Annotated in this window: 8 protein-coding genes; 7 read left to right on the top strand and 1 reads right to left on the bottom strand. The window is 62.2% G+C overall.

The features are described from left to right. The first annotated feature begins 132 nt into the window (after positions 1-132). The 4 genes from KBX18_RS08560 (at position 133) to KBX18_RS08545 (ending at position 6,052) form a co-directional block, all read left to right on the top strand. Positions 133-438 (top strand): hypothetical protein, encoded by a 306-nt coding sequence (locus tag KBX18_RS08560; RefSeq protein ID WP_005289151.1) that lies wholly within the window; start codon positions 133-135, stop codon positions 436-438. A gap of 23 nt (positions 439-461) precedes the next feature. Continuing rightward, on the top strand, positions 462-872 hold the full coding sequence (ndk, locus tag KBX18_RS08555) for a nucleoside-diphosphate kinase (RefSeq protein ID WP_005289155.1): 411 nt from the start codon (positions 462-464) through the stop codon (positions 870-872). A gap of 99 nt (positions 873-971) precedes the next feature. Then, positions 972-2,669 (top strand): alkaline phosphatase, encoded by a 1,698-nt coding sequence (locus KBX18_RS08550; protein ID WP_255995653.1) that lies wholly within the window; start codon positions 972-974, stop codon positions 2,667-2,669. A 266-nt stretch (positions 2,670-2,935) separates the two neighbouring features. Next, positions 2,936-6,052 (top strand): translation initiation factor IF-2 N-terminal domain-containing protein, encoded by a 3,117-nt coding sequence (locus tag KBX18_RS08545; protein ID WP_255995652.1) that lies wholly within the window; start codon positions 2,936-2,938, stop codon positions 6,050-6,052. A 114-nt stretch (positions 6,053-6,166) separates the two neighbouring features. Here the strand turns inward: KBX18_RS08545 and KBX18_RS08540 are convergent, their stop codons facing one another. Continuing rightward, on the bottom strand, positions 6,167-7,459 hold the full coding sequence (locus KBX18_RS08540; protein WP_255995651.1) for a hypothetical protein: 1,293 nt from the start codon (positions 7,457-7,459) through the stop codon (positions 6,167-6,169). 263 nt (positions 7,460-7,722) lie between these two features. Between KBX18_RS08540 and KBX18_RS08535 the strand changes: the two genes are divergently transcribed. The 3 genes from KBX18_RS08535 to KBX18_RS08525 all read left to right on the top strand — a co-directional run bounded on the left by KBX18_RS08535 (position 7,723) and on the right by KBX18_RS08525 (position 11,739). Further along, positions 7,723-9,546 carry a dynamin family protein gene (locus tag KBX18_RS08535; protein ID WP_255995650.1) on the top strand — a complete coding sequence of 608 codons (1,824 nt, stop codon included), beginning with the start codon at positions 7,723-7,725 and terminating at the stop codon, positions 9,544-9,546. Positions 9,547-9,556: 10 nt separating this feature from the next. Beyond that, the gene (locus KBX18_RS08530; RefSeq protein ID WP_255995649.1) at positions 9,557-11,005 is read left to right on the top strand and encodes a dynamin family protein; all 1,449 of its coding nucleotides are present in this window, start codon (positions 9,557-9,559) and stop codon (positions 11,003-11,005) included. 71 nt (positions 11,006-11,076) lie between these two features. Beyond that, positions 11,077-11,739 carry an Hsp70 family protein gene (locus KBX18_RS08525; RefSeq protein ID WP_255995648.1) on the top strand — a complete coding sequence of 221 codons (663 nt, stop codon included), beginning with the start codon at positions 11,077-11,079 and terminating at the stop codon, positions 11,737-11,739. Positions 11,740-11,747: the final 8 nt, after the last annotated feature.

The raw sequence follows: 11,747 nt of genomic DNA, 5'->3' as shown, positions 1-11,747 counted from the left end.
GCATAATAAAACAATTAGCCCCCTGAATGTGAGGTAAGTCGCTTTTTCTTTCTAGTGAGAAACGGTTAACGTTTCTCTGCTGCTTCAACGCTCGCCGGGCCAGCGAAAACACTGTGAAGTAGGGTGTGGTTCATGCAAGCTGCCTCCTTGATCTTTGCGGCCGTGTTCTCATTGGTCGCTATCGTCGGCGTGTTCCTGGATCTGCCCACCTGGATTTCCGTCGCCGCGCTTGCGGCCGCGGCCCTGTTCCTGGTGCTCGGCCTGGCAGATAAGTACCGGCAGATGGAGCGCACGTCGATCGAGCTCGACAGCGAGCAGCGCGCCACCATTGAGCGCATGAAGAAGGAGGGCAACCACGATATGGCGGCCCGCCAGGTGCAGTTGTGGTTCCGGAACACCAGCTACGAAGATGCAGCAGCCGTGGTGCGCGAGCTGTAGCGTCATCCCGTAGGCTGGGACGCATGACTGAACGCACTCTGATTCTGATTAAGCCCGACGGTGTGGCAAACGGCCACGTCGGCGAGATCATCACCCGCATCGAGCGCAAGGGCCTCAAGCTCGTCGAGATGGACCTGCGTACCGCTGACCGCGAGACCGCTGAGAAGCATTACGAGGAGCACAAGGACAAGCCGTTCTTCGGTGAGCTCGTGGACTTCATCACCTCCGCTCCGCTGGTCGCTGGCATCGTCGAGGGCGAGTCTGCAATCGCCGCGTGGCGTCAGCTCGCCGGTGGCACCCACCCGGTGGAGAAGGCCACCCCGGGCACCATCCGTGGTGACTTCGCCTTGACCGTCGGTGAGAACGTGGTGCACGGCTCCGACTCGCCGGAATCCGCTGAGCGCGAGATCGCGATCTGGTTCCCGAACCTCTAGATCCTCACTCGGTTAATGGCACGTGAACTCGTGCCGAACAGTCCCCGATGAACTGCTGCTCCGGTTGCAGCTCTTCATCGGGGACTTGATTCTTAGTGCATGACTTCCCAGAATCTTCCCCGCCGTCGTTTTCTGGCCGGTTCGGCGACGGCTGCTGCAGCCGCTGCCGTCGGAACGCAAGCAGTCGCTCACGCGCAATCCTCTTCCTCTTCTTCTGCACTGTCCTCGGCGCGTTTGCCGAAGGCCCCGGCCCCCAAGCCGTGGTCGGTGTTCATGCACGGCGTTGCTTCGGGTGACCCACTGCCGGATTCGGTGATCATCTGGACCCGCGTGAGTGTGTCCCCAGAGGCTGCGCCGGGATCTGAAAAAGGTGAAGATGCGGATGTGACCTGGGAGATTGCCACCGACGACGCGTTCGCGAACATTGTCCGCAGTGGCTCGGCCCGCACTACCGCAGTTACCGACCACACCGTCAAGGTGGACCCGCGTGGCCTGCAGCCGGGGACGGAGTACTTCTACCGCTTCCGCTACAAAGACACCATCTCTCCGGTGGGCAAGACGCGCACCGCGCCCGCGTCCAACGCTGACATCAACGAGTACAAGCTCGTTGTTGCGTCCTGCGCCAACTACGAGTGCGGCTACTTCACCGCGTACCGTGACATGGCTGAGCGCGCCGAAGCTGGCGGGGTCGATGTCGTGGTCTTCCTCGGTGACTACATCTACGAGTACCCGACGGGGGAGTACGCCGGTAAGTCCGGTGTCTCCCGCCCGCACCACCCGGCGCACGAGATTGTGACGCTGGCGGACTACCGCATCCGTTACGGCCGCTACCGCACTGACGAGCACCTGCAGCGCGCGCACGCTGCAGCGCCGTGGGTGGTTGTGTGGGACGACCATGAGACTGCCAATGACTCCTGGGTTGGTGGCGCCGAGAACCACACCCCTGGCGAGGAAGGTGAGTGGAAGGTCCGCGAGTCGGCCGCGCACCAGGCCTACTTCGAGTGGCTTCCGGTGCGCGCCACCCGCCCGTCGCAAGGCGGTCACATCTATCGTTCGTACCGCTTCGGTAACCTGCTGCAGCTGACGATGATGGACCTGCGCTCCTACCGCGATGAGCAGGCGAAAACGTTCAGCAAGAAGATTGACGCACCGGAGCGCACCATGCTCGGCTCGGAGCAGTTCAACTGGCTCAAGGGTCAGGTCGAATCCGCCGACACCACATGGAATGTGCTGGGTAACTCGGTGATGATTTCCCGCATGGAGATCGGCCACCTGCCGAACACGACTGAGCAGAACCGTACCGCGAACTACGCCATCGACGAGTTCACCCAGTCCGCCGGCCTGGCTGTGAACACTGACCAGTGGGACGGCTACCGCGCTGAGCGCGCCAAGCTGTTCAACATTCTCACCAACACCAAGGCGCACACGCTGTTCCTCACCGGCGACATTCACTCTGAGTGGGCGCACTCCGTGCAGCACAACGGGCTGGAAATCGGCGCGGAGATGGTCTGTTCTTCGATCACCTCGCCCAATGTGGACGAGATTGTCACGCAGTACACCCGCACGTACACGCCTGAGGACAACCCGATCACCCACCTGGTGGAGCAGGTCATGTACTCGGCGAACCCGTGGGTGAACCACGTCGACTTCGATTCGCACGGTTACGGCATTGCGCGCGTGCAGAAGGACCGTGTGAGCATGGATTTCTACCGCGTGTCCAACGTCGAAGACCCGGGCGCGTCCGCGCGTCTCGCGGTTTCGCGGACATGGGTGCCGGGTCAGGGCTTCCAGCAATAAGCTTATCGACGTCTCTACCCCGCCCGGCTTCCCACCACACCCAGCTCCGTATGCCACAATGGTTGCTGAACTATATGCCTTTCGTGGCATATGAATGTTCATCAAGCTTTGTACGAGAATCGTTCACTGCGCGGAGCTGACTGTCGGCTAGAAGCTAGCAGCGCTGTGCGGCGGCGGTGGGAGAGAACCTGCTATTGGTTGTTCCCACCAGCGCCCGGCGGGGATAGTCGCTCACGCGCGGCAATTCAATAGGAGATGTTCTTTCCGTGGCTGACAGCGACGAAAACACCACCACTGAGGTGTCCTCCGCGGCGCCGGCGCAGAAAAAGACAACGAAAAAATCTGCGGTAAAATCCACCAAGAAAACAGCAAAGAAGTCGACTAAGACGGCGAGAAAGACGGCCAAGAAATCATCACGACGTGCTGCTAAGAAGTCGACATCGAGTTCAGAGCAGCATAACGAAACGCAGGCAGCTGAACAGTCCGCTACTCCGCTGTACGACCGTTCCCGTCTCGGTGAGAAGACCCGAGTCTTCGCCTTGGCGAAAGAGCTGGGCATGTCCTCGAAGGACCTGGTCGTCGCGCTCAACGAGCTGGGCATGGTGAAGGTGGCGCAGTCCTCGTTGACACGCGCGGAAACCGAGCAGCTTCTTGACGCTTTGGAGTCCCAGCCCAGCTCCTCCGACGACAAGATCCGCGAGCGCGTCCGCAAGGATGTGGCCAACGAGATCAACCAGATCGAGGAGAAGGTCGAGGCTGATCTCGAGTCTGCCGGGGTTGCGGAACCCGCTGACGAAGACAGCGACGACACCGACGAGACGGATGACGCTGAAGTCTTGTACGACGTCGAACCTGACGTGACCCCGGCCCCGGAGGATGATGACGAAGATTCCGCCACGGGCCTCTACGCGCCGGTGTTCAAGGCGGCGCCGCGGTCGTCGCGGAGGAGGGCGAGTCGCTCGTCGGAAAGCGATGCGAAGGGCACCGAGCAGACGCAGGACGCCCCGGGCGACGCTGCCGACGCAGGATCCAGCGAGGCGAGCGAGGACAGCGAGGACTCCGGGTCCAAATCGAAGCGTCGTAGTTCGCGCAAGACCAGCCGCAAGCGCACCGAGAAGCAGGACAATGCCGAGCCCGAGCAGATCGACGAGCCGAAGGCCATCAAGGGGTCTTCGCGTCTAGAAGCGCAGCGCCGCCGTCGCACTGAGCGCCGCGAAGAAGATCGCAACCGTTCGCGCGTGGTGTCCCAGGCGGAATTCCTTGCGCGCCGCGAGTCGGTCGAGCGCACCATGGTCGTGCGGGAGCGTTCGCGTCACGACGGCCCCGGCAAAATCACCGAAGTCGGCGTCCTGGAAGATGGCCTGTTGGTGGAGCACTTCGTTGACTCCGACGACAGTGCTTCGATGATCGGCAACATTTACCTGGGGCGTGTGCAGAACGTACTGCCCAGCATGGAAGCTGCGTTCATTGATATCGGCCAGGGCCGCAACGGCGTGCTCTACGCCGGCGAAGTTGACTGGAAGGCTGCCGGACTTGGCGGGCGCGCGCGCCGCATTGAGCAAGCGCTCAAGTCCGGCGACCAGGTGCTGGTGCAGGTGACCAAGGACCCGGTCGGTCACAAGGGGGCGCGTCTGACCACCCAGATTTCTCTGGCTGGCCGCTATTTGGTTTACGTGCCCGGTGGGCACAGCGCCGGCATCTCCCGCAAGCTTCCTGCTCCAGAACGCAAGCGGCTGAAGGACATTCTGGTCAAGGTTGTTCCCGGCAAGGGCGGAGCGATCATTCGCACTGCCGCTGAAGGCGTGCCAGAGGAGGCCATCGCCGCCGACGTGAAGCGTTTGCACACCCAATGGCAGACCATTAAGCAGCAGTCGGAAGAGGAGAAGAAGTCGAAGGGCTCCAAGCCTGTGACGCTGTATGAAGAGCCGCGTCTTTTGGTCAAGGTTGTCCGCGACCTGTTCAACGAAGACTTCCAGCAGCTTGTGGTAGACGGCAAGAAGCCGTGGAACGTGGTGAGCAATTATGTCGAGTCCGTCGCCCCGGACCTTGCCGACAGGCTCGAGCTGTTCGACAGGCGCGACCACGGCGGCCGGGACGCGTTCGAGGTCTACCGCATCGACGAGCAGATTCAGAAGGCTCTGTCGCGCACTGTGTGGCTGCCGTCCGGCGGCACCTTGGTGATTGACCGCACAGAGGCCATGACTGTCATCGACGTCAACACCGGCAAGTTCACCGGTTCTGGCGGTTCACTGGAGGAGACGGTCACGTCGAACAACATGGAGGCGGCCGAGGAGATTGTCCGCCAACTGCGTCTGCGCGACATCGGCGGCATGATCATCATCGACTTCATCGACATGATCTTGCCTGAAAACCAGGAGCTTGTGCTGCGCCGATTCAAGGAGGCGCTCGGCCGCGACCGCACGCGCCACCAAGTCTCCGAGGTCACCTCCTTGGGCTTGGTTCAGCTCACGCGCAAGCGGTTGGGCACGGGGCTTGTGGAGACGTTCTCGACGAAGTGCGAGTGCTGCGATGGCCGGGGCATTGTGCTTTCCGACGATCCCGTCAGCGCATCCGGTTCCCGCGACGACACTGCGGGCCGTGGCGGCCGCCGCAGCGGCCAGTCCCGCCGCCGGAAACCAGCGCAGGATCCCGCAGGCCACCCGGCAGCGCTGGCCATGCACGGCCGTGACGACGATTCTTCCCAAGAGTCCGGGCAAGTCGCTGAGGAGGATACGAAGCAGGATGTGGAGCAGCTCGAAGAGCTTGCTGACGCGGTCGTGATCACTAACGACCCAGTCGAACCGGTCGACACGAGCTACACAGAGGACTCTTCTGATGAGGATCGACCACAGCGCCGCTCGTCGCGCCGCCGCGGTCGACGTGGCAGCGGCCGTGGCAAAGGCCGCCCACAGCAGGAGAACGCGGAAACCCAGGACGCACCCGAAGCTTCCCCCGGTCGGGACGAAGGGAGCACCTCCCAACCTGCGAAGTCATATGAGGAAGCCGTCGAGGAGTTCGAGCGCTCGCCCCGCCGCAAGCGCAACACCCGCGGCAACTCGAAGTCCGACTACCGCCCGCGCCAGGAGGAATACCAGCAAGCTGAGGCGGAAACGGCTCAACCGGTGGATTTCACTGAAAGCACGCAAAACCGCGCCTCTGAGCCGAGCCGCGCGCCGGAGCGCAGCTCCCGTGGTCGTCGCCGTGCAACCCGTCGCACCACGGCTGAGCGCGATACGGCACGGCAGCCGGTGAACGAGAAGCCGACGCAGCGCCAGGAGCCGGCCAAGAAATCGGGTGGCAAGGCTGCGCCGCAGCAAAGCGACAAGCCGGCACAGACCCGCTCCCGCGGGCGCCGCCGCGCTACCCGTCGCACCACCGAGTAAAACTGAGAAGAACTGCTGGGGGCCGTTAAATCTCGGCTCCCCCCAAACGTCCGCCAATGACTGAAGCCCCCTTCCCAGCGGGAGGGGGCTTCAGTCATTGGCTAGAGGTTGTGCTTAGGCCATGTCGGTCGGTGCGTCGAAGTCGATGCCCTCGGAGTCCGGGAACTCCGGTGCTTCGTTGTAGGTGTCGATGGCTTCCTCGGTGTCGTAGTAGCCGTCACCGGTGGTGTCAGTCAGCAGGGCGTCGCCGAAGCCGTCGCCGTCGACATCGATGATGGCCTCGTCGGTGGTGCCGTCGCCGTCGGTGTCGGAGTGCTGCTCGTCGACCTTGCCGTCGAAGTCGGAGTCGACGAACAGGGTGTCAGTGATGCCGTCGCCGTCGGAGTCAACCTCCATGGCGTCGATCTCGCCGTCGTTGTTGGTGTCGTAGACGATGGCGTCTGCGTAGCCGTCACCGTCCAGGTCGACCACCACGCCGCCTTCGGGGTGAGCCTCGCTAGCGACGGCCGGGTCGGTCTCGGTAGCGCGCTCGGGAGCTGCTTCCTCGTCCTCGAGGTCGTCGAGAGCAATGTCGTCGGACTCTGACGGAGACGGAGCCGGTGCTGCTGCGGCAGCGTCAGGTGCCTCCTGCACCGGAGCCTCCTGCGCCGGTGCTTCCTCGGCCGGAGCCTCCTGTGCGGGTGCCTGCTCAGCCGGTGCCTCCTGCGCCGGTGCCTCCTCGGCCGGAGCCTCCGGAACTGGAGCGCCCTGCTCAGCCGGGGCGTTCTGCTCCATGTTCTCGAAGAACTCGCGCTGCGCCTGGTTCGGGCCGGACGGGGTGCCGTCGGTGGAGTCGATCTGGCCGTCACCGTCGAAGTCGTACTCGCGGTAGTCCATCTGGCCGTCGCCGTCGGTGTCGAAGGCGAAGGCGTCGAGCTTGCCGTCCTTGTCTGTGTCGGAGAAGCGGGTGTCCATTTGGCCGTCGCCGTCGGTGTCGAACTCGACGCTGTCAGCCTTGTGGTCGTAATTCACGTCGCGGACGGTGGTGTCCATGATGCCGTCGCCGTCGGTGTCGAAGTGCTCGACATCGGTCTTGCCGTCGCGGTTGGTGTCCTGTGCGGCGTAGTCCGGAGCGCCGTCGCCGTCGGAGTCGACCTCGACGCGCTCGACGTTGCCGTCACCGTCGCGGTCGAAGACGCGGGTCTCTGCGACGCCGTCGCCGTCCATGTCGACGTGGAAGGTGTCCAGGTTGCCGTCGCCGGTGGTGTCCTGGCCGCCCTGAATGTCACCGGTGTGGGTGTTGCCTTCAGCGTCGGTGTACTGGAACTGGGTGGGCACACCGGTCTGCTCTTCAGCGCCAGCGTTCTGGGTTGCGTTCTGGTTCTCGGTGTTCGGGGTGTTGTTCTGAGCGTTTCCCTGGTCGGACATGGTTCTTCCCTCTCAAGTGTGTGTTGTTTCTGTGTGGTCTTGCGGTCCGGGTGGTTCCGGGCTGTTGTGACCTGACGTTCTGTCCAGTCACCTGTGTAATGCGCAGCCTAGGCCCAAGGTTCCCGGAAGGTTTGAAGTTTTTCCCAAACTTTCAAACAAAAATGTCAAAACACCAGGTTAAGAACTGCTTATACCTGAGAGGATATTTTTTCGCTTCACTGATGAATGCGCAGCAGGAGTCATTTTGGGCTTAAATGGCCGTCATGGACCCGACAACTTCTCAGGCTGCCCAGCAAGCACCGCAGCAGCGGCGAAGTCCGCAGGAATCCCTGAACCGGGCGATGGACATCGCGCGCCGCTATGGCCAGAATTCCGCTGCCGATGTGGCTGAGAACCTTTTGGACGCGCCTTTCCGCACAGGCACAGTCGTTGTCGTCGGCGAGATCAAGCGCGGCAAGTCCTCGCTGGTTAACGCACTCGTGGGGCAGCGGGAGCTATTGCCGGTGGACGTTTTGACATCCACAAGCGCCCCGATCCGTGTCAGTGTCGCCCCAGCAGGGGAGGGGCCGGTCTCGCCGCGCGTCGAGCTCAACCGCGGTGAAGGGCGCCAGCCGATCGACATTGCTGACCTGCCGCGCTACGTCACCATTGACGGCATGGCGGGCTCCGGTAGCGGCAGCGACGACGATGAGCTGGCTACGGCAGCGTCGATCGAGTTGGAGTGGCCTGCTTTGGCGGGCACGACCATCGTCGATACGCCTGGCGTGGGCGGGCTCGACGAGCATGCGGTGAAAGCGTCCTTTAGCGAAGCCCACCGGGCGGGCGTGCTGCTCATGGTGTGCGACGCGTCGACGCCGATCACCAAACCGGAGATGGACATCCTCGCTGAGGCGCGCCAGGAAGTCGGTGCCGTGATTGTCGCTGTGACCAAAACGGACAAGAACATTCGCAGGTGGCGCGCCATCGTGGAGGACAACCGGAGGTTGATCCGCGAGCACCTCGGTGCTGAAGTGCCGGTGATTGGCGTGTCCAGCCTGCGTGCCATGGATTCGGTGGACATGGCTGCCACGGACCCGCAGCGCGCAGAAGCGATCGCTCAACGCAGCGGCATCGTAGAACTGCGCGATGAAATCCACCGCATGCTCAAAGACCCGAAGGCGCTGGGTCTGCGCAGTTCCATTGAATCCATCATGACCACCCTGAACGGGATTCAAAAGCAGATCAACCGCGAAATTGAGCTCAACGCCAAGCCCACCCAGGGCGTGGCCAAACTGGAAGAAGAACAAAAAGAGCTCGATGAGCTTAAAGAACATGCATCCGAGTGGGAGCAACTCCTCGCCCGTGACATCCAGCTCATGCGCAACCGCATTACGGACGAGCTCGATCAGGACATCGAGTCCCTGCGCAACGGATGGACGCAGCGCATCAACAAAGAGGGCATGCGCGTTCTGCGCTCGAAACCGCAGGTGTTCACCAGTCAAATCGAGGCGGAGCTGACGGAGCTGATCAGCCGCACTCTGGACAAGCAGCTCGACGGCATCAAACAGCGCGCGGAGCAATTGTTTCCGGACCGGCCGGAGATTGTTCATTCGGTGCTCACCGCCGCGGTCAGCTCTATCGCCCCGGAGGGGGTGAAGGGCCGTGAGGTGGACAAGAAGACGAAGGATTTGATGGATCCATCGATGCTTACCATGGGTGCACTCGGTGCCGGCATGCTGTCGTTCCTGATTCCCTTCGCGCCTTTGGCCGGTGTGGTGTGGGTCGGCGTGAATATGAGCTTTCGGGCTTTGCGCAACGGCAAAACTCACCTGATTCAGTGGCTGCGCGAGATCACGCAAACCACGCGCATGTCTATTACCCGCCTGCTGGATACGATGATCGCGTCCGCGCGCACCGAGATGGTTCTCCGGTACCGCGCGCACCTGCGCCAGCGCCAGAAGGAAGTGCAGGAGCACATCACGGAAGCCCGTAATGCCGCCCGCGAGACGGAGACGGAGCGCAAAGAGAAGATCACGCGCCTGTCCAAGAACCAGAAGATCATTGCGGGCACGATCAACGAGCTGAAAAACCACCTCCAGACTCTCTAAGGAGACCACTATGAGCCAGCCCCACCAGAACGGCGCTGAGGCGCTCAACGTTCTTCTCCGCCAGAGCATCGACGCGCTCGGTCAGGGAGGACCGCACCTCGAGCAGCCTGCAGCTGAGCTGCGCGAGTTGGTCTCGCGTCCGCCACGTGTCGCGGTCATCGGGCGCTTGAAGTCGGGCAAGTCCACTCTGGTCAACGCGTTGACTGAGAGCCGCATCGCCGCCACTGGGTCGTTGGAGTGCACGATGGCGGTCAGTGTCTACGACGAGGGTGCGCCCGCCCGCGCGGAGATCATCGGGCTCGACGGCAAGGTGCAGAGCATTGCGCTCGCCGGGGAACCGCTGGCAGATCTCGGCCGCCCGCTCGACGAGATCGATTTTGTGCGCCAGTTCATCCCGATCGCGCGTTTGGCCACCCTCGGCATCATCGACACTCCGGGTACAGCGACGCTCACCGTCGAAAACGAGGCGCGCACACGGCGCATGCTTATCGACGGCTCCCAGGACACGAAACGAGCCTCCTCCTGGGCCGATTGCGTGGTTTTCTTGTCTGACTCTGCACCCCGCGACGACGAGCGTGCCTTCGTCGCTGATCTAGGAATGACCCCGTTGACCGTTGTGGGCGTTGTCTCCAGGGCCGACTCTTTCGGCGCGGGCGCATTCGGCCACAAGGACCCGCTGGAAGTCGCGCAAGCTTATGCGGGGCGCATCGCCGAGCAGATGGGCGGCACCGTCGGGGCAATGGTCCCGCTGTCGGGATTGCTGGCTGAATCCGCCTTGACAGGACGGGTCACCGGTGCAGTTGTCAGGGATGTCGCTGCCTTGGCCGGCTTGGACCGCGATACGATGCTGGACTTTGTGGAGGCGGAGGATCCGTCGACAAGCGTGGAAGGCTTCACCGCGGATGAGCGCGACCATCTCTTGGACGTGATGGGCGAATACGGACTCATGTACGGCCGCACGGTGGCTGCTGAACAGGGGCCCGCTGGTCTGCTGGAGTGGATGAAGCGAACATCTGGAATTGAGCGTCTGACCACGATCATCACCGAAGAAATGCCATACTTTGCCACACTGCAGCGCGCAGTGCGGGTCGTCGATGCCCTGGACACGCTGTCCAATGCGCCGGAGTCGCGCGACCATGTGCTGTGGGTGCAGTCTGTGCTTGAGTCGCAGCCGGCGATGAAAGATGTCATGCTTTATCGCAGCTTCAAGAACACCGTGGCTGACTCACCGAACTCAACGCTCATCCCGCGGCTGCGGGCAGCGATCCAAGGTTCCAACCCGGCACAGAAAGTCGGTTTGCGTGCCGACGCCCCGCCCGAGCGAGTCATTGAAGTCCTTCGTAGCGAACTCGGCGAACTTCGTGAGCTTGCTATGACCCCGCTGTCCGCCGCGGAAGATGATGCGCGTGAACGCCTGATTGTGGCCTACCAAGCAGCTTGGAAACAGATGAACCGATAAACGCTTAACTGCCTGGACGTGAGCCGGTCTGGTTAGACTTGTCGCTGTCTTTGTTGTGAGGAGGATGTGGCGTGGCCGCTTCGTGGAATTTGGCGATTGATTTTGGTACTTCGAACTCTGCTGCGGCTCATACGAGTCCGGCGGGTGGGGCGGTTGAGGCTGTTGCGTTGAGTCATCGTTCGAATTTGATGCCGTCGGCTATTTATGTGGATTCTGATAGTCGGAATGTGGTTAGTGGTGATTCGGCGTTGTTGGCGGGGCGTCGTGATCCGTCGCGTCTTGTGTTGTCGCCGAAGCGGTTTATTGATCATGAGACGATTGAGTTGGAGGGTGATGATGTTCCGGCGCAGTTGGTTTTTGCTGCGTTGATTGGGGGCATTGTTGATCGGGCGAAGTCTCAGCATGCTGGTGTTGATCCGGATACGGTGACGTTGACGCATCCGGAGCGGTGGTCGCATCATGCGGTGGGGAATTTGGTGGATGCGGCGCAGGCTGCTGGTGTGGCTGGGTCGAAGTTGCGGATGATTTCGGAGCCGCGTGCGGCGGCGATTCATTATGCGGCGCAGCAGCAGGTGGCTGAGGGGCAGCATGTTGCTGTGTTTGATTTTGGTGGGGGCACGTTGGATATTGCTGTGTTGCGTGCGGAGCGTGGTGGTGATTACAGGGGGGCCCGGCCCCCGGAAAGTAGACACCGTGGGGGTGAAATTATTGGCTTTACTCTAGCGCATTGTTAGGAAGCGTG

This window comes from Corynebacterium sp. CCUG 69979 (assembly GCF_024454095.1).
GTDB classification, from domain to species: Bacteria; Actinomycetota; Actinomycetes; order Mycobacteriales; family Mycobacteriaceae; genus Corynebacterium; species Corynebacterium genitalium.
The sequence above is the reverse complement of the archived record's forward strand: the minus strand, read 5'-3'. Positions and strand labels throughout refer to the sequence as shown.